We start from the raw sequence: 16,944 nt of genomic DNA, 5'->3' as shown, positions 1-16,944 counted from the left end.
CCCCCTCCGCCACCTGCCTCCTCGCGACCCCTTCTCCCTCGAACCCTTCTCCCCCCGACCCCTGCGAACCCCTGAAGGGACCGGACAGCATGGCTCCTGAACCCCCTCCCAGCCTGCTGGAGCGCCGCACCATCGACGTGGTGCCGGAATCCGAGCGGCACGGGACGCCGCTCAACCAGTTCACCCTCTGGTTCGGCGCGAACATGCAGATCACGGCCGTCGTGAACGGCGCGCTCGCGGTCGTGTTCGGCGCCGACCCGCTGTGGGCGGTCGTCGGCCTGCTCATCGGCAACCTGCTCGGCGGCGCGGTGATGGCGCTGCACTCGGCGCAGGGCCCCCGGCTCGGCCTGCCGCAGATGATCTCCAGCCGGGCGCAGTTCGGCGTGTTCGGCGCCGTCCTCCCGCTACTCCTGGTGATCCTGATGTACCTGGGTTTCGCCGCGACCGGGACGGTCCTGGCGGGCCAGGCCGTCGACGAGATCGTCCACACCGACTCCAAGCCCGTCGGGATCATAGTGTTCGGTGCGCTGACCGCCGTCGTCGCGGTGCTCGGCTACCGCTACATCCACAACCTGGGACGTGTCGCCACCGTCCTCGGCGTCGTCGGGTTCACGTACCTGATGATCCGGCTGGCGTCCACGCACGACCTCGGCGGGCTGTTCGGCGCGAAGCCGTTCGACGCGGCGACGTTCCTGCTGGCGATCTCGCTCGGCGCGGGCTGGCAGCTCACCTTCGGCCCGTACGTCGCGGACTACTCGCGCTACCTGCCCCGCCTGACCTCGGCGCGCACGACGTTCCACTGCACGCTGTGGGGCAGCGTGATCGGGTCGCAGTGGTCGATGGTGTTCGGCGTGCTGCTGGCGGCGCTGCCCACCGCGTCCGGCGCGGGCTTCCTGGACAACCAGGTCGGCTTCATGGGCCACCTCGGCGGCAGCGCGATCGCCGTGCTGATCTACCTGGTCATCATCGTGGGCAAGCTGACGATCAACACGCTGAACGCCTACGGCGGCTTCATGTCCATCCTGACGACCGTGTCGGCGTTCACCAGCGAGCGGCGCGTGTCGCAGTGGGCGCGGACGCTGTACATCGCCGGGTTCCTGGCGCTGTCGGTGCTCGTCGCGCTGCTGGCCAGCCACGACTTCCTCACGAACTTCAAGAACTTCGTCCTGCTGCTGCTGACCGTCTTCACGCCGTGGAGCGCGATCAACCTGGTCGACTACTACCTGGTCTCGAAGGAGCGCGTCGACATCCCGGCCCTGTATGACCCCAACGGACGTTACGGACGCTGGAACATCGTCGCTTTGGGCTGCTATGTCGTCGGCATCGTCGCCCAGATCCCGTTCCTGAGCCAGACCCTCTACACGGGCCCGGTCACCAAGATGATCGGCGGCGCGGACATCTCCTGGATCATCGGCCTGGTCCTCACCGCCGCGCTCTACTACCCGCTGGCCCGGCCGCGCTCCCAGGCCCCGGACGACATGATCTACCCGGACGGCTTCCTCCCCGCCGCCGAGCCGCAGCCCACCGGCTGATCCCCGCTCTCCCGGTCCGGACGCGCTGCCCAGCGTCCGGACCGGGTTCTTCTATGCGTGCGGCGTTGGGCTGAAGGCGAGTAGTAGTGCGGTGGTCTTCGCCGGATCTTCGAGCATCGGCGAGTGCCCCACACCGGGAATCACCTCGATCTTCGCGTCCGGGACGGCCCGGTAGTCGTTCGCGGACGACACGCGCCACCGCTTGTCGTCCGCGCCGAAGATCACCAGCAGCGGCTTGCCGAGGGGCTTCAGCCGGTCGGGGATCGGGCGCTGCTTGAGGAAGTCGTCGGACGCTCGGGACGTCGCGGTCAGCGAGTGGTAGGTCGTCCTGCGGACGTCGTCCATGAGCGCCTTCGGGATCGCGAACCCGGGACGGCTGAACGCACTGCTCAGGCTCTTGCGGACGAGCCGGTCCGTCCGGATGCGCCACAGCAGCTGCCCCACGCCCGGGACGAACAGGAGATGTCCGACGAAGCCGCCCGAGGCGAAGGCGCTCATGCGGGGGCCCGTGTCGATCAACGCGAGCGCGGTCACCAGGTCAGGCCGCTGCTCGGCGACCGACGTCGCGACCGCGCCGCCGGTCGAATGCCCGACGACGACGGCGCGCCGCACGCCGAGCCGGTCCATGACCTGCCCGACCCGCCGTCCCTGCTGGGGGATCGAGTACGCGCCGCCGGACGGCTTGCCCGACAACCCGTGCCCGAGCAGGTCGATCCGGACGACGCGGTGGTTCTGCGCGAGCGCCGGTACCACCGCGTCCCACCAGCGCGTCGACCCGCCTCGCCCGTGCAGGAGGACGAGCGCCGGCGCGTCGCGCGGACCGTCCTGGACGACATGGACCTTCCCGCCATCGACCGGGACGACGTCGTTCCGCGCGGCCCCGGCGCTCTGCCGCGACACCACGACCGCGTTCGCGAGCACGACCCCCGCGACCGCGACGACGGTACCCGCAAGGATGCCGAGCCGTTTGCGACCTCGCCCGGACTGCGGAGAGGGGGCGGGCTCTGTCTTCGGAGAGGTGGTCATGAGACCAGGGTCCAGCGGCGACGCGTGTCCGCGATTGAACAAATGTCGCGCTTAGCATGAGGGCATGCAGTGGGAGGTCGCCCGTCCCGAACGGCCCTCCCGGACAACCGGTATCAGCATGGCCGGATTCCGGGATCGGGGCCTGTCGGCGGCGAGCCGGCGCGCGATCCCGCATCCGAGCGTGACGCTCGTCCTGGAGTTCGGCCGCGGGTCGCTCATCGTGGACGGTGCCACCGGTCCGCATCGAGGCAACCTCGTCGCCGGGCTGGGGCTGGCGCTGGGCGGCGTCCGCATTCGGGGCGGGGCCTTCGAGGTCGTGCAGGTTCGTCTGTCGCCGCTGGTCGTGCATGCCGTCCTCGGCGTCCCGCCGGCCGAGCTGGACGGCGCGATGGTGCCCCTCGACGCCCTGTGGGGCCGTTCCGCGGAGAGGATCTGCGCCCGGCTGGCCGAAACGTCCTCATGGCAGGACCGCTTCGCAATAACGGACGCCGAAATCGCCCGGCGAAGCACGGCGAGGGCGCCGGACCCGGAGGTCGCGTGGGCGTGGCGGCAGATCGTCCACAGCCGTGGGACGGTCCGCGTGGACGGGCTGGCGACCGAACTCGGGTGGAGCCGCCAGCGCCTGTGGTCCCGGTTCCGAAACCAGATCGGGCTACCGCCGAAACAGGCGGCGAAGCTCGTCCGTTTCGACCACGCCGTCCACCGGCTGGTCGCGGGGGAGAGCCCGGCGCGGGTCGCCGCGGACTCCGGCTACGCCGACCAATCCCACCTGCACCGGGACGTCCTGGCCTTCTCCGGCGAAACCCCGGTGACCGTGGCCCGCGAGCCGTTCCTAGCGGTCGACGACTACGCCTGGCGTCCCCGCGCGTAAACACCGAACGGCCGAGCAGCCGAACGGCCGCGCAGGCGCGAAATCGTCGGCGGCGGCCGCGCAGCAGTGAAACGTCAGCGGCGGCAGCGCAGGCGACAAATCGCCCACGCGGCCGCCGCTGCGAACAGCCTTAGAAGACCGGGGTGCCGTTGCGCACGAGGCGCCAGTTCTCCTTGTGGAAGGTGGCCGGGTCGATCGTCCCGGCCGCCGACGCGTAGGCGACGATGGCCTCGCGGATGGCGACCTGGGCGTTGTAGACCACGGGCGCCTTGCTGATGTGCGGGAAGCCGCCGCCACCCGACTGGCGGTAGTTGTTCACCGCCACGACGAACTTCTGGTTCGGGTCGATCGGCGCGCCGTCGTAGCTCAGGTTGGCGATCCGCGACCCGGCGTCCTTGGAGATGTCGACGTCGTAGTCGACCCCCGCGAACTGGTCGTAGTTGTAGTCGGGACGGTTCGCCTCGTTCGTCCAGGAGGCGGGGTCGACCGGGGCATCCGGCGCGGTCTTCTTGAAGTACTGCGCGGAGTACTCCAGGTAGTCCTTGATCTGCGCGCCGGTCAGGACGCTGCCGAGCAGCGTGTTGTCGTAGATGTACAGCCCGGCGATGTCCCTGATCGTGACCTGCCCGGCGGGGAACGTCGCGGCCCGGCTGAACGGCGCGGCGATCGACAGCACCGGCAGCGACGCGTACTCGGTCCCCTTGACGGCCTCGGTGACCTTCGCGGTCTGGACGAGCTGCACGTAGTCCAGGATCGCGGTGTCCTTCCAGCAGGACTCCGCCGCCGACAGCGCCTGCGTGGACGTCGCGACCTTCTGGTTCACGTACGCGACCACCGCGTCGTGCTGCTTCCTCACCAGCCCGACGATCTTCGGGTCCTCCTGGACGGTGTTGGTGTTCACCGTCGTGGCGGACTTCCCGGTGACCTTCCAGCGGCCCTTCTCGTGCGCCAGCGTCAGGTCGAACACCGACAGCCGCTCGCCCCAGCACTTCGGCTCGCTCATGACCACCGACTGCCCCGTGGCCTTGTTCGTCACGTACCGGACGGGGATGTCCAGGTGCGCGTGCCCGAACAGGATCGCATCGATGCCCGGCACCTGCTCGGCGACCATCGCCGACGCGTTCTCCACCGGGATGTCCCCGGTGTAGGACGACAGGCCGCTGTCCCCGGCGTGCGCGCTGACGATCACGACATCCGCGCCCCGCGCGCGGATGACCGGCACCCACCGCTTGGCGGTCTCGACGAGGTCCAGGAACTCCAGCTTGCCGGACGTGTTGGCCTTGTCCCAGATCGCGACACCCGGGTTGGTGAGGCCCAGCAGCCCGACCCGGATCGGCGGGTGCCCCGGCACGTGCATCCGCTTGATCATGAACGGCTCGAACGCCGGACGCGTCGTCCCCGCGTGCACCGCGTTCGCGGCGAGCGCCGGCGCGTCCATCTGGCCGATCCACTTCTCCAGCAGCGGCAGCCCGTAGTTGAACTCGTGGTTGCCGAGCGCGACCGCGTCGTACCCGATCTCGTTCATCAGCCGCGCCATCGGGTGCACGTCACCGGTCTTCGTGATCGGCTCGACCGTGGCGTAGTAGTACCCGAGCGGCGTCCCCTGGATGGTGTCGCCCGCGTCGAACAGCAGCGTCCGGTCGCGCCCGCGCGTCCCGCGGATCTGCTCCACCAGGCTCGACACCCGCGCCAGGCCCACCACGTTCCCGGCGCTGTCCTTGTAGGCCGCGTCGGTGTAGTAGTCCCAGTTCACCGCGTGGCTGTGCAGGTCGGACGTCCCCATCACGGTGATGGTGACCGACTTGTCCTTGGCCGCCGCGGCCTCCGCCGACGCCGACCCCGGCCACCCCGCCAGCGCCAGCGCCCCGGCCGCGGTCAGCCCGCCGAGCACCGCGCGCCGGCTCACCCCGGACGACCGCTCCGCGTCGTCCGGCACCCGGCACGAACACCAGCGCGGCGCAGGCCCGCTACCCGAATCAGCCATATCTCACGTTCCTTATCTTCTGAGGGCAAGGCGACACAATAGCCGCCCCGCACCCCCGACAACCTGGCGGTATCCCGCAATCTTCACCACCCCGAGTTGTCACACCTTGTCCCGCCACCCCACCCCCGATCACCCCTGTCCCATGACCATCACGTGAACAACCCGCGCCCCCGCGACGTCCGCCTCGTCCACCTCTGCGACCGCCTCACCCCAGGACCAGAGGAACCGCCGAACCCCGCCCACGGTGACGTCCTCGCAGAAGCGTCCGCCTACGTCCGCGTTGTTCACAATCCGGGACAGCAAGGCTCCTGCCTCGGGTCACCTGCCGGTCAGCAGTGCCGACTTCGCCGCGCTTGTTGGGCGACTCAAAGCAAGGCGGCCCGCTCGGTGCCGCCATCAGGGCCAGAGACCAGTAAGCCCAAGCGCCTGGTCCGGCGTGGCGGCGTGGCGGACGCCATCGACCGTGGTGCCGTCCTGGTCGAGGACCGTCCAGCCGCCGAGCTGGACAACAGGAACGCGCCCCCCGCGCACGGCCAGCGCAACCTCCGACAAGGTGCCCCACGAACCCCCGACGACGATCACCGCGTCGCCCGAGTTCACGATGACGTTGTTGCGCGCCTCGCCCAAGCCCGTCGGGATGACGATGGACAGATCCGGGTTGGCGCCGTCGGCGTCGTCGCGCGACAGGATCCCCACCACCGTCCCGCCCGCTGACCGCGCACCGGCCGCCACAGCAGCCATGACCCCGCCGTACCCACCGCAGATCACCACCGCCCCCCGCTCAGCCAGCAACCGCCCAACCTCAACCGCGTCCCGCCACTCCCCGTCCGAACAATCCCGAGGCCCGCAAACCGAAACCTGCACAACCATCCAGCTCCTTCCGGCACGACCCGACTCATGCCCAAGGCGCTGCCCCGCCGCACATCTCGGCGGGGCAGCGTTCGTCGTTAGTGAGTCCGGTGTTTGATCCAGGCTCGTCCGGCTTTGGCGGCTTGAGCGCGTGAGCCGCGTAGCTCGGCTGGGCCATTGATGGACTTGTACTCGCGGAACATCGTCCACAGCGTGGCGAGACCGGTGATGCCGTCGCCGGGTGCAGCGCACCAGGCAGGCACTTCCTCCATGAGCGCTTCCGCGTGGGCAGGAGTGTGACCGGCCTCGATAAGCCTGGGGAGCAACAGGGCAGCGTCCAGCCATGCCGCCCCCGCGCACGCGAACGACCAGTCGATCGCTTTGAGGCCATCGGCGCTGATCCGGAGGATGCCGGGCGACAGGTCATAGTGGACGAGCGAGTCACCCGCGAGACCGTCCAGGTCGAACCCGTCAAGGGCCCGGGAGTACATCTCGCGGTGGGCGCCGCTGTTGCACTGTTTCAGCAACGTTTCGGCGGTCCGCTTCAGCGTGTCCACGTTGAGGGCGACGGGCGCGCATTCTGCCACGTAGGCAAGGAGCCGAGTTGCCGAAGAAGGGACACGACCTTGGGAAGGTCAGGCGAGCCAGGCGACAGGTCGACTTCGCGTCCGTCGACGTACTCGAAGACCATCACCACCCAACCGTGCCCCGTCGACGACCACAGCATCACGGGAGCGAACTCGGTCACCGTGAGCGCCGCATTGGCCTTCCGCTCACGCAGGTACAGGTCCTTCGCCGGACTGTCGTCGGGTACAGCCTTCAGGAAGAACCGGCCGCCGCCGACGGTGTGGAGCCGCGCCGCCAGGCCGGGCATGATCCCGCGGCTCACCGGCTCAACCTTCGCGATCTCCCCGCAACGCCCTTCGATAGCAGCGCGCGTGAAATCGGGCAGGCCCTCCCAATGCGGTTTTCTCATTTCGCGTTCTCCCGACTAGGCGCTCTCGTGCTGCCGGCCTGCCCCTGGCTGCACGGCGGGTTGGTAACGCGCTTGTTCGTCTACGAAGAGGCTGAACCTGCGGCCGGGACTCCCGCCATTCGGTAGTCGGCCCACTGCTGGGCGACGGCTACTGAAGCATTGATGGCTGGTGATTGGTGATTCTTGTGGCGGTGTTGCCAGCGGATGGCTGACAGGCGTGCGTGAAGCGTGATCGCTGCTGGTTCGGCATTCGTCCAGGACGGGAACTGACCGGCCCAGTTTTCGGCGGCGGCCGGTTCGTGACCGGCGCGTAGCAGCCATGGGACTGTCTGGCCCAGCTCGACCCAGGCCGCGCCTCTGGACGCGAAGGCCCAGTCCACCAGCACGACGCGTCCATCCTCGGTGATGAGCACGTTATGCGGGTTCAGGTCGGTGTGGAGAAGAGCCCCGCCCGCGAACGCGGACACATCATCGGCCAGGGCTGCCCATCGCCGTTCGATGGCCAATCCGACGACCGGTGGGCACGGAGTCCGCTGAAGTCGGTGGACGAGTCCGGCGAGCGCATCCAGATCGGGGGATCCGGGTTGATAGTCGGCGTGACGTGCGTTGACATGCTCGAAGGCGACTGCGAGCCACCCCCCGGATTCTGTGCTCCACAGAATCCGGGGGGCGAACTCGGGTACGCACGGATTGACGGCGATCTCGCGGCGTAGCGCCCGGATCTGAGGGCCGTCTCGGCCGTCCGGTCGGGTCGGTGCGGCTTTGACGAACACCGGACCGGTCCGGCCGGTCAGCGTGGCGGCGAAGGCGGCGTTGCTGCCACCGGGCGCCGCTCGTATGTCGCGGACGGCGCCCGTATGCGCTGTGATCGCCGTCCGCAGCTCGGCCGGAAGGTCCGTCCAGGCGCAACGCATGCAGGCCCTCCGTCAGTCGCCGATGGTGCTGCACTCAGGCGGGCAGCATCCCGCGCCCGCGCCGGCCTCCCAGAATTCCATGTCCACCTGGTAGCCCGTCGCTTCCAGGATCGGGACGGTCCGGGCGAGAGCGGCGCCGGAGCGGATGTCGTCGTCCATCACCGGCACATGATGCAGGTAGGACCCGGCGTGCTCCATACCGAACTCGAAGTAGGGCTTCGTCCGCTTGAGGAAGGCATGCCAGCCCTCGTCCACCGGCACCGAAGGGACGATCCTGATCCAGGCGTCCGGGTCGTTCCCGGCCTGCTTGATCAGGTCGGCGTGCGCCTTGAGGAACACCAGCGCCTGGCCCATCAACCGCTCGGCGTAGTGCCGGGTGACGTGGTTGTAGCGCATGATGTCGGCCACGAGCAGGTCGAACACCTCCGATGAGACCAGCTCCCGCGGGTCCTTCGCGATCTGCGACGTTCGTTCGGACATGAGGGTCATGGCTCCTCCTTGAGCCTTGGGGAGCCCAGGCGAAAGTCCAGCCCTTTTTCGTAACGGCGGGTCCGCCGTCCGTTCGTGGCGTGGTCTGTCCGGGGCGCATGACAGAAACGCTAAGGGCGTGTTAATCCTCTGTCATTAGCTGTTCGGGTGCCCCAGGTGTGGAAGTAACAATGAGCGCTATGTCGGCAGCTCAGTAGGGTAGGCCGATGAAGTCGGAAAGATCTCGCATTTCGGGCGTTAGGGTGCGCCTTCTGTCGACGATCCTTCCCATCACGTCCCGCGCGTACCTCTGGTGGGGCAGCCATTCGGGGTTGTCGCGCCTGATGTCCTGCAAGATCTGAAAGGCCTCCGGGTACTGCCTGAGCCGGACGTGGGCGTTGGCGACATCGAGCCGATGGCGGTTCCGGTTGCTGGCCGTCACCTGCTGGGTGCTCCTCGGCTCGTGGCCGGCCATGGCGATCACGCGGTCGGGACGGTCGGTGATCATCAGGTTCTCGGCCCGCTTGAAGTGCCATGTGGTCGGGCCGAACGTTCGGAGGTAGTCGGCGTGCGGCGCGTACTCGTGCCCCATCGCGACGGCCGCCGTGCGCGCGTAGCGCATGGTGTCCTCCGCCTCGCCCGGACGGTTGTCGCGAACCGCTGATGTGGAGATCCGGATCAGCAGCATGCCCCACGCGGCCAGGTCATCCAGCGTCGCCCTGGACATCCTGGGCTCGATGTCGTCCGCCCAGCGTGTAGCAAGCTCTCGCGTCTCGGCGAGCCTGCCCTGGCGGATCAGGAGCCAGGCCATCGTGTTCACGACCGCAGCGCTCTCCAGCCGTCCGGTCGCGCTGTCGAGGGCACGCTGCAAAGCGAGTTCCGCAGCCCGGTACTGCCTGGTCTGCGTCAGGACCGTCCCGACCATGTAGAAGAGACGGAAGCGCAGCGATCGCGCCTCGGGTGTTTCATCTGCCAGCACATCAGCGTCTCTCAGGAGGGTGGGGAAGATCAGCGCGAGCTCTTTCCAGCGAGTCTCCCGGTAGAGCGGAACGGCCTCGCGTAGAAGAACGCCGTCGATCCCCTCCACGGTCGGAGGCTCGGACGGCTGATCCTCCGGCAGCCTTTCCAGCGCCCGCCTGACCTGAGCCCAGTGTTCAACGGTGACCGCGTCGGCGTCGTCGGCATCCGGACGGACGATCAGTTCACTCGTCCGAACCTGCAAGGCGACTGCCAGCTTGCGGGCGGTCTCCAGGCACGTGTCGTCCCGAACGCCCTGCTCCAACTGCCGGATCAACGAGACGGAAACGCCGGACGCCTCCGCAAGCTCCCTCTGCGTGAGGCCCCTGCGCTTCCTGACGGACTGGAGACGATCACCAACGGTGGGCGTGCTCATGCGTCCATCGTAGGTATCCATGAGCCGAACCCTCATGCCCATCAACAGAAGAAAGAACGCAGCTGTCGGCGGGTTTCGCGGCTCAGGCTATTCGGGGGTCCGGGGGCGGAGCCCCCGGGTTGGGGTTTGGGGCGGAGCCCCAAGGAGGGAGTCCGAGCGTAGCGAGGGCCTTGCAGTTGGTTGGTGCGGGGTGGGCTGGCGATGAGTTTTGGGTTGTGTGTTGGTCCGTATGGCAAGGACGGACTCTTGGGAGCTGGGGCTATGCGGAAACTGACTTTTGGGATGAATGTCAGCTTGGACGGCTACATCGCTGCGCCGGGCGATGACCTTGGCTGGAGTGTGCCTAGTGACGAGCTGTTCCAGTTCTGGTCCGATCGGGTGGGGGAGACCGGGCTGGCGCTTTACGGGCGCCGGTTGTGGGAGACGATGAGCTCCTACTGGCCCGCCGCTGACAAGGAGCCGGACGCCACGTCGGCGGCGATCGAGTTCGCCGGGCGCTGGCGGGACATGCCGAAGGTGGTGTTCTCCTCGACGATCAGCACGGTCGACTGGAACACCCGTCTGGTCAGCGGTGACGCGGTCGCCGAGATCGCCCGGCTGAAGGCCGAGGACGATGACGGGCACATGGACATCGGCGGCGCCACGCTGGCTGCGGCGGCGATGCGGGCGGGGCTGATCGACGAGTACGTGATCGCCACCCATCCGGTCCTGGTGGGCGGCGGCACGCCGTTCTTCACCGCTCTGGACAACTGGGTGAACCTGAGCCTGGTGGAGACGCGGGCGTTCCCCGACAGCGTCCTGCTGACCAGGTACGAGACCAAGCGCTGAGCCGGGTTAGGCGGGGTCTTTCTGGCCGTCCCGGGTGTCCAGTTCTTTGAGCATGCGTTCTAGCTCGGAGCGGAGGAAGTCGCGGGTGGCGACTTCGGAGATGGCCATGCGGAGGCCGGCTATTTCGCGGGTGAGGTATTCGGTGTCGGCGATGTTGCGTTCGTTGCGGGAGCGGTCCTGTTCGTACTGGACGCGGTCGCGGTCGTCCTGGCGGTTCTGGGCGAGGAGGATCAGGGGGGCCGCGTAGGACGCCTGGAGGGAGAGCATCAGGGTGAGGAAGATGAAGGGGTAGGAGTCGAAGCGCAGGAAGCCGGGGGCGAGGATGTTCCAGAGCATCCAGGCGACGATCGCGATCGTCATGTAGACGAGGAAGCGGGCCGTCCCCATGAAGCGGGCGATGCGTTCGGAGAGGCGGCCGAACGACTCGGGGTCGTAGTGCGGGCGGGGCAGGACGGTGCGGCGGACGTCGCGGGGCTGGTCGAGGCGCGAGGTCATGCGATGCCTCCCGCGCGCAGGGCTTCCTCTTCGGGGTCGGCGGACTCGTCGGGGGTGCCGTGCATGACGTTCTCGCGCCAGTCCTCGGGCAGCAGGTGGTCCAGGACGTCGTCGATGGTGACCGAGCCGAGCAGGTGGCCGTTCTCGTCCACGACGGCGCCCGCGACCAGGTTGTAGGTGGCGAGGAAGGTCGCGACGGCCTCCAGCGACATGGTCGGGCGGAGCGGGTCGAGCTCGGCGTCGACGATGCCGCTGACCAGGGTCGGCGGGGGTTCTCGCAGGAGCCGCTGGAAGTGGACGGTGCCCAGGTAGCGGCCGGTCGGGGTGGCCGTGGGCGGGCGGCAGACGTACACCTGGGCGGCCAGGGCCGGGTTCAGGTCGGGATTGCGGATCATGGCGAGGGCCTCGGCGACGGTGGCGTCCGGCGGGACGACGACCGGGTCGGTGGTCATCAGGCCGCCGGCGGAGTTGTCGGCATAGGTGAGCAGGCGGCGGACGGGCGCGGCCTCGTGCGGCTCCATCCGGGTCAGCAGGCGTTCGCGCTGGTCGGTCGGGAGCTCGCCGAGCAGGTCGGCGGCGTCGTCGGGGTCCATCGACTCCAGCACGTCGGCGGCGCGCTCGACCTCCAGCTTGCCGAGGATCTCGACCTGGTCGTCCTCGGGCAGCTCCTCCAGGACGTCCGCCAGCCGCTCGTCGTCGAGCGCGACGGCGACCTCGGTGCGGCGCTTCTCCGGCAGGTCGTGGACGAAGTTGGCGAGGTCGGCGGGCTTCATGTTCTCGAACGCGGCGATCAGCGCGCCCGCGCCCTGGCCGTGCTCGGTCGTCCGGAAGCCCTCCACGGCGCCCCACTCGACCACCGACGTCTCGCCGCGGCGGCGCAGGCCGCGGCTGGTGGCGCGGCGCACCGCGACCTTCCCGACCAGCCAGTCGCGGGTGCGGGTCGGCTCCATCGCCACGTCCACGACCAGCACGGGGTCGCCGGACTCGCGCAGCCGGACGGTCCGGTCGATCATCTCGGCGAGGACGAGCGTCTCGGCCGCGCGCTGCTGGAACCGGCGGACGTTCAGCCGGCCGTCGAAGATGATCGCGTCCACCTCGATCGTGGTGACCCGGGTGATGGGCAGGAACACGGTGCGGCGCGGCGCGACCTCCACGGTGAGGCCGAGCACGCGGGGCGGGCGGTCGTCCGGGCGCAGCGCGACCACCACGTCGCGGACCCTGCCGACCTGGTCACCGGCCGGGTCGAACACGGCGATCCCCGCCAGCCGCGCGATGAAGACCCTGCTGGGAACTCCGCTCATGCCCGGAGCCTACCCATGATCTTCGACCTCATCCGAGCCGCCTTACCAACGTTAACCACGCGTTTTCCCCGCGATGTCGCGTTCGCGCGGCCCCCGATGCCGGGGGTGTCCGGCTCGGCGGCTCGCCTTCGCGGCGGCGGGATGTCACATTCGCGTCCGCCGGCTCGTCCCCCCAGTGAAGGCAAGGAGGACCGACATGGCACGCATCTCTCTCAACCCGCCGAAGACGCTGCGCTACCGCGCGGCCGCGTGGATCACCCGCCGGATGTACGGCAAGGAGCTCGACCCGGCCCGCGCGATGGGGCACCACATGGGCGTCGCGACCGCGTACTCGATCTTCGAGATGCAGGTGCAGCGCTGGAGGTCGCTGCCGCACGAGTACAAGGACCTGGCCGAGATGGCCGCGTCCGTGCGGATCGGCTGCTCGTGGTGCGTCGACTTCGGCACCTGGGCGGCGACGACGCACGGGATCCCGCTGGAGAAGCTGGAGGCCGTCCCGGCCTGGCGCGAGTCCGGCCTGTTCAATGCGGAGGAGCGGGCCGTCCTGGAGTACGCCGAGGCCATGTGCGCCGACCCGCCCGAGGTCACGGACGAGCTGACCGACCGGCTCCGGGGGTTCCTGAGCGAGAAGCAGATCGTCGAGTTGACGATGATGGTGGCCGTGGAGAACCTGCGATCCCGCTTCAACGCCGCCGCCGGGCTGACCGGCCAGGGCTTCAAGGACCGGTGCGATGTCCCTGCCGACAAGGCCTGAACCCTCCTCCGAGGGGGAAGCCCTCACCGTTGCGGGGCGGTTCGAGGCGCATCGGGACCGGCTCTTCGGGGTCGCCTACCGGATGCTCGGGACCGTGGCCGACGCCGAGGACGTCGTGCAGGACGCCTGGCTGCGCTGGTCGGCGCACGATCGGGAGGCCGTCCAGGACGACGAGGGGTACCTCGTGCGCATCGCGACGAACCTCGCGCTGGACCGGCTGCGGTCCGTCCGCGTCCAGCGGGAGGCGTACGTGGGGCCGTGGCTGCCCGAGCCGGTGATCACCACGCCGGACGTCGCGGCGCATGCGGAGGTCGCCGAGTCGGTGTCCATGGCGCTGCTGGTGGTGCTGGAGACGCTGTCGCCGCTGGAGCGCGCGGTGTTCGTCCTGCGCGAGGCGTTCGGGTTCCCGTACACCGAGATCGCGGCGGCGCTCGGACGGTCCGAGGCGTCCGTCCGGCAGGTGGGGACGCGCGCCCGCAAGCACGTGGACGCGCGGCGCCCCCGGTTCGACGCGCGGCCGGACGCGCGCCGGGCGGCCGTCGACCGGTTCCTGGACGCGGCGGTCGGCGGCGACATCAACGAGCTGATGGCCGTCCTCGCCCCGGACATCGCGCTCTGGACGGACGGCGGCGGCAAGGTCCGCGCGGCGCTGCGGGTGATCCACGGCGCGGAGAAGGTCGTCCGGTTCTTCCTGGGGATCATCGGGCGGCCGTACCAGGGCGTCCCGCCGGACGAGTGGCGGCTGTCGTGGGCCGACATCAACGGCGCGCCCGGGCTCGTCCTGGAGGGGCCGGACCGCGTCCTCGCCACGATCGGCGTCGTGCTGGACGACCAGGACCGCATCGCGACCGCCTACATGGTCAGCAACCCGGACAAACTCCACGCCGTCCAGGGCGGCCGCACCCTGACCGACTGACCGGAACCCGCGCCGGGACGGCGATTCGACCGGCCCGGCGCGGAGGTCGGCGGCCGGGGCAGCGGGCTCGCAGAGGTCGGCGGGCGCGCGGAGGTCGGCGGCCGGGCGGACCTTAGCGGTCGGCTCGGCGGCGGCGGGCGCCGAACATGCGGGGCGGGGTGCCCGCCGTCGTCGCGGGCGTCGTGATCGGACGGACCACGGCGTACGACTCGTCGTAGTTGCCCGGTTCCTCCTCGACCTCCTCGGTCGGGGTGAGGCGGACGATCCAGGAGTCGGTGGCCCAGCGGTCGATCTGGCCCTCGTGCGAGCGCGCGTTGAGCCGCTCCTTCGCCAGGACCGGGGTGATCTCGTCCCAGAGGCCGGTGCCCGGTTCGACGATCTCGACGGACGCGGTGAAGGTGATGAGGCGCCCGCCCTTGTCCTTGCTGCGGACCATCACGGTGGCGCTCGTCGCGTCCGGCAGGCCCGGAAGGGGCTGCTCGCCCTCGCCGCCGGTGAGCACGTACGCCGACCCGTCGTGCCAGACGTGCCAGGCCGCGCGCGGCTGCGGCAGTCCGGACAGGACGAGCCACAGCATGCCGGACTTCTTGAGGGCCTCCTCGATCAGAGCCGATCGCGTATCACCCATGCAGTCAGCGTCTCACACCGCGGGGGGTGCCCTCGCCCGCGGAGCCGGGCGGCCTCGCCCGCGGAGCCGGGCGGCCACGCCCGCGGAGCCGGGCGGCCGCGGAGCCGGGCTCCGCGGCCGCGGAGCCCGGCGGCCGCGGCCGAGGGGCCGCGACCGCCCGGCCGCTTGGTTAGTCGCGTTCGGCCGTGTCCTCCAGGACGACCCGTCCGATCACCGCGTACCGCTCGGGGCGCCGGTACTTCAGGTACAGCGCCAGCGCGGCGCCGAGCGCGGCCGTGCCGACCACGATGTAGGGGATGAGCTTGAAGAACAGCCCGGTGGACGCGGCTCCGGCGGCGGTCTTCTGGTTCTGGAACAGCAGCACGATCACGTAGATCATCGCGATCCCGCCCGCGAGCGGCGCGAGCAGCGTGCGCCACCAGCTCGCCGTCTCCGGGTGCATCTTCCGGACGTGGAAGTAGCCGATCACCGCGAACGAGCACATCGCCTGGACGATCAGGATCGCCATCGTCCCGAGGACGGCGAGCAGCGTGTAGAGGTGGATGTAGGGGTCCTTCCCGGCGGCCCAGAACGCCAGGACGGTCGTGGTCGCGACGGCCGACTGGACGAAGCCCGCGATGTGCGGCGAGCCGTGCTTCGGGTGCGTCGCGCCGAGGGTGCGGCGGGTGCCGGGGACGAGGTCCTCGCGTCCCATCGCGTACAGGTAGCGGGCCGCGCAGTTGTGGAACGCCATCCCGCACGCGTACGAGCCGGTCATCAGCAGCACCTTGAACAGGTCCACGGCCCAGGTGCCGAGCAGGTCCTTGGTCGGGGCGAAGAAGATCTGGCCCGGGTCGTTCCCGGACGCGATCTTCACGACCTGGTGCAGGCCGTTGCCGGAGACGACCATCCACGACACGAACACGTAGAACACGCCGATGCCGACCACCGACAGCAGCGTCGCCCGCGGGATGATCTTCTTCGGCTCGCGCGACTCCTCGCCGTACATCGCGGTCGACTCGAACCCGACCCACGACCAGAAGCACATGAACAGGCCGAGCCCGACCGACCCGGCGGCCAGGCCGTTCACCGAGAACGCGTGCGCGGGGTTCACCGGGGAGAGCGGGATGCCGTCCGGGCCGCCGCCGCTGAACAGCACCGAGCAGGCCAGCAGCCCCAGCATGAGGATCTCGGTGACCAGGAACGCGCCGAGCAGCTTCGCGGTCAGGTTGATGTCGAAGTAGGTGAGGACGGCGTTGAGCGCGAGCATCGCCAGCGCCAGCACGATCCACGGCACGTCCACGCCGAGCAGGTCGGAGACCGTGCCGTGGGCGAAGTAGGAGAAGACGCCCACGATGGACGCCTCGAACACGATGTAGGCGAGGCTGGCGAGCAGGCCCGCGACCATCCCGGCGACCTGGCCGAGGCCGTGCGAGATGTACCCGTAGAACGCGCCCGCGGCCGTGATGTGCCTGGCCATCGAGACGTAGCCGACGGAGAAGACGGTCAGCACGGCGGTCGCGACGATGTATCCGGCCGGCGCGCCGGTGCCGCTGCCGAAGCCGACCGCGATCGGCACGTTGCCGACCATGGCGGTGATGGGTGCGGCGGTCGCGACCGCCATGAAGATGACGCCGACCAGGCCGACGGCGTCCTTGCGGAGGCGCTGGATCTCGCCCTGTCCGGTCTTCGGGGGATTGCTCTCGACTGTGCTCACGGCTGTGCCGCCCTCCGGGGGTGAGCGTCGCGGCGGCCGGGGGACCGTCGCAGAACGGTGGGGTGAGAGGCTTGGCGGGGATGCAAGCAGCCGCGGCGGCGAACACACAAGACTTTTGCTTTGCGTTTTGTTTACATGTTGTTCGTGCGGATTCCGTTGCGGTACCCCCGAACCACTACCGCAACCGCCCCTGACGGCCATCCTCGCGGCCCCGGCCGGTGGTCGAGCCGGCCTCTCGGTCGGCGGTCCGGGCGGACCCGCGGACGGTGGCCGGAGGGACCCGCGGACGGTGGCCGGAGGGATCCGCGGACGG

18 protein-coding genes are annotated in these 16,944 nt (G+C 69.6%); 5 read left to right on the top strand and 13 right to left on the bottom strand.

All coding sequences use genetic code 11. From position 1 onward, the window contains the following. Positions 1-89 precede the first annotated feature (89 nt). A complete protein-coding gene (locus FHU30_RS09220) occupies positions 90-1,532 on the top strand; it encodes a purine-cytosine permease family protein (protein ID WP_253874056.1) in 1,443 nt (480 codons plus the stop codon). Between the two features lie 51 nt (positions 1,533-1,583). Here the strand turns inward: FHU30_RS09220 and FHU30_RS09215 are convergent, their stop codons facing one another. Continuing rightward, complete coding sequence (locus tag FHU30_RS09215; RefSeq protein ID WP_253874054.1) at positions 1,584-2,558, bottom strand: alpha/beta fold hydrolase; 975 nt, start codon at positions 2,556-2,558, stop codon at positions 1,584-1,586. A gap of 64 nt (positions 2,559-2,622) precedes the next feature. Between FHU30_RS09215 and FHU30_RS09210 the strand changes: the two genes are divergently transcribed. After that, complete coding sequence (locus tag FHU30_RS09210) at positions 2,623-3,429, top strand: AraC family transcriptional regulator (protein ID WP_253874052.1); 807 nt, start codon at positions 2,623-2,625, stop codon at positions 3,427-3,429. 130 nt (positions 3,430-3,559) lie between these two features. Here the strand turns inward: FHU30_RS09210 and FHU30_RS09205 are convergent, their stop codons facing one another. The 8 genes from FHU30_RS09205 to FHU30_RS09170 form a co-directional block, all read right to left on the bottom strand. Next, complete coding sequence (locus tag FHU30_RS09205) at positions 3,560-5,413, bottom strand: bifunctional metallophosphatase/5'-nucleotidase (protein ID WP_253874050.1); 1,854 nt, start codon at positions 5,411-5,413, stop codon at positions 3,560-3,562. Between the two features lie 129 nt (positions 5,414-5,542). Beyond that, the gene (locus FHU30_RS09200) at positions 5,543-5,716 is read right to left on the bottom strand and encodes a hypothetical protein (RefSeq protein ID WP_253874048.1); all 174 of its coding nucleotides are present in this window, start codon (positions 5,714-5,716) and stop codon (positions 5,543-5,545) included. Positions 5,717-5,809: 93 nt separating this feature from the next. After that, positions 5,810-6,283, bottom strand: coding sequence for a TIGR00725 family protein (locus FHU30_RS09195; protein ID WP_253874045.1), 474 nt, complete (start codon positions 6,281-6,283; stop codon positions 5,810-5,812). A gap of 77 nt (positions 6,284-6,360) precedes the next feature. Further along, entirely contained in the window at positions 6,361-6,819 is a 459-nt protein-coding gene (locus FHU30_RS09190) for a hypothetical protein (protein ID WP_253874043.1), read from the bottom strand. Next, the gene (locus tag FHU30_RS09185) at positions 6,807-7,238 is read right to left on the bottom strand and encodes a hypothetical protein (RefSeq protein ID WP_253874042.1); all 432 of its coding nucleotides are present in this window, start codon (positions 7,236-7,238) and stop codon (positions 6,807-6,809) included. Before FHU30_RS09185 ends, FHU30_RS09190 begins: the two co-directional genes overlap by 13 nt. Positions 7,239-7,318: 80 nt before the next feature. Next, positions 7,319-8,152 (bottom strand): phosphotransferase, encoded by an 834-nt coding sequence (locus FHU30_RS09180; protein WP_253874040.1) that lies wholly within the window; start codon positions 8,150-8,152, stop codon positions 7,319-7,321. Between the two features lie 12 nt (positions 8,153-8,164). Next, positions 8,165-8,632 carry a glycine-rich domain-containing protein gene (locus tag FHU30_RS09175; RefSeq protein ID WP_253874038.1) on the bottom strand — a complete coding sequence of 156 codons (468 nt, stop codon included), beginning with the start codon at positions 8,630-8,632 and terminating at the stop codon, positions 8,165-8,167. Between the two features lie 199 nt (positions 8,633-8,831). Then, positions 8,832-10,013: a helix-turn-helix domain-containing protein gene (locus FHU30_RS09170; protein WP_253874037.1), complete on the bottom strand. Its 1,182-nt coding sequence runs from the start codon at positions 10,011-10,013 to the stop codon at positions 8,832-8,834. Between the two features lie 261 nt (positions 10,014-10,274). Between FHU30_RS09170 and FHU30_RS09165 the strand changes: the two genes are divergently transcribed. After that, on the top strand, positions 10,275-10,841 hold the full coding sequence (locus FHU30_RS09165; RefSeq protein ID WP_253874034.1) for a dihydrofolate reductase family protein: 567 nt from the start codon (positions 10,275-10,277) through the stop codon (positions 10,839-10,841). A gap of 6 nt (positions 10,842-10,847) precedes the next feature. On the opposite strand, the gene FHU30_RS09160 is transcribed toward FHU30_RS09165, so the two are convergent. Both FHU30_RS09160 and FHU30_RS09155 read right to left on the bottom strand, forming a co-directional pair. Then, on the bottom strand, positions 10,848-11,336 hold the full coding sequence (locus FHU30_RS09160) for a DUF1003 domain-containing protein (RefSeq protein WP_253874032.1): 489 nt from the start codon (positions 11,334-11,336) through the stop codon (positions 10,848-10,850). Continuing rightward, positions 11,333-12,637, bottom strand: a complete 1,305-nt coding sequence (locus FHU30_RS09155) for a magnesium transporter MgtE N-terminal domain-containing protein (RefSeq protein WP_253874030.1) — start codon at positions 12,635-12,637, stop codon at positions 11,333-11,335. The genes FHU30_RS09160 and FHU30_RS09155 overlap by 4 nt, the downstream gene beginning before the upstream one ends. 196 nt (positions 12,638-12,833) lie before the next feature. On the opposite strand from FHU30_RS09155, the gene FHU30_RS09150 reads away from it, so the two are divergent. Both FHU30_RS09150 and FHU30_RS09145 read left to right on the top strand, forming a co-directional pair. After that, positions 12,834-13,391 (top strand): carboxymuconolactone decarboxylase family protein, encoded by a 558-nt coding sequence (locus FHU30_RS09150; protein WP_253874028.1) that lies wholly within the window; start codon positions 12,834-12,836, stop codon positions 13,389-13,391. Further along, a complete protein-coding gene (locus FHU30_RS09145) occupies positions 13,369-14,307 on the top strand; it encodes an RNA polymerase sigma-70 factor (protein ID WP_253874026.1) in 939 nt (312 codons plus the stop codon). The genes FHU30_RS09150 and FHU30_RS09145 overlap by 23 nt, the downstream gene beginning before the upstream one ends. 112 nt (positions 14,308-14,419) lie before the next feature. On the opposite strand, the gene FHU30_RS09140 is transcribed toward FHU30_RS09145, so the two are convergent. After that, positions 14,420-14,935 carry a hypothetical protein gene (locus FHU30_RS09140; RefSeq protein ID WP_253874024.1) on the bottom strand — a complete coding sequence of 172 codons (516 nt, stop codon included), beginning with the start codon at positions 14,933-14,935 and terminating at the stop codon, positions 14,420-14,422. Positions 14,936-15,104: 169 nt separating this feature from the next. Beyond that, entirely contained in the window at positions 15,105-16,631 is a 1,527-nt protein-coding gene (locus FHU30_RS09135) for an APC family permease (RefSeq protein WP_253874022.1), read from the bottom strand. Positions 16,632-16,944: the final 313 nt, after the last annotated feature.

The sequence above is a fragment of the Actinomadura rupiterrae genome, assembly GCF_024172125.1.
Taxonomy (GTDB): Bacteria; Actinomycetota; Actinomycetes; order Streptosporangiales; family Streptosporangiaceae; genus Spirillospora; species Spirillospora rupiterrae.
The sequence above is the reverse complement of the archived record's forward strand: the minus strand, read 5'-3'. Positions and strand labels throughout refer to the sequence as shown.

Coding starts and splice junctions, on each gene's coding strand:
- FHU30_RS09175 (WP_253874038.1), bottom strand. CDS start 8,632: ATGTCCGAACGAACGTCGCAGATCGCGAAGGACCCGCGGGAGCTGGTC.
- FHU30_RS09170 (WP_253874037.1), bottom strand. CDS start 10,013: ATGAGCACGCCCACCGTTGGTGATCGTCTCCAGTCCGTCAGGAAGCGC.
- FHU30_RS09210 (WP_253874052.1), top strand. CDS start 2,623: ATGCAGTGGGAGGTCGCCCGTCCCGAACGGCCCTCCCGGACAACCGGT.
- FHU30_RS09145 (WP_253874026.1), top strand. CDS start 13,369: ATGTCCCTGCCGACAAGGCCTGAACCCTCCTCCGAGGGGGAAGCCCTC.
- FHU30_RS09215 (WP_253874054.1), bottom strand. CDS start 2,558: ATGACCACCTCTCCGAAGACAGAGCCCGCCCCCTCTCCGCAGTCCGGG.
- FHU30_RS09195 (WP_253874045.1), bottom strand. CDS start 6,283: ATGGTTGTGCAGGTTTCGGTTTGCGGGCCTCGGGATTGTTCGGACGGG.
- FHU30_RS09140 (WP_253874024.1), bottom strand. CDS start 14,935: ATGGGTGATACGCGATCGGCTCTGATCGAGGAGGCCCTCAAGAAGTCC.
- FHU30_RS09180 (WP_253874040.1), bottom strand. CDS start 8,152: ATGCGTTGCGCCTGGACGGACCTTCCGGCCGAGCTGCGGACGGCGATC.
- FHU30_RS09150 (WP_253874028.1), top strand. CDS start 12,834: ATGGCACGCATCTCTCTCAACCCGCCGAAGACGCTGCGCTACCGCGCG.
- FHU30_RS09160 (WP_253874032.1), bottom strand. CDS start 11,336: ATGACCTCGCGCCTCGACCAGCCCCGCGACGTCCGCCGCACCGTCCTG.
- FHU30_RS09165 (WP_253874034.1), top strand. CDS start 10,275: ATGCGGAAACTGACTTTTGGGATGAATGTCAGCTTGGACGGCTACATC.
- FHU30_RS09220 (WP_253874056.1), top strand. CDS start 90: ATGGCTCCTGAACCCCCTCCCAGCCTGCTGGAGCGCCGCACCATCGAC.
- FHU30_RS09185 (WP_253874042.1), bottom strand. CDS start 7,238: ATGAGAAAACCGCATTGGGAGGGCCTGCCCGATTTCACGCGCGCTGCT.
- FHU30_RS09205 (WP_253874050.1), bottom strand. CDS start 5,413: ATGGCTGATTCGGGTAGCGGGCCTGCGCCGCGCTGGTGTTCGTGCCGG.
- FHU30_RS09155 (WP_253874030.1), bottom strand. CDS start 12,637: ATGAGCGGAGTTCCCAGCAGGGTCTTCATCGCGCGGCTGGCGGGGATC.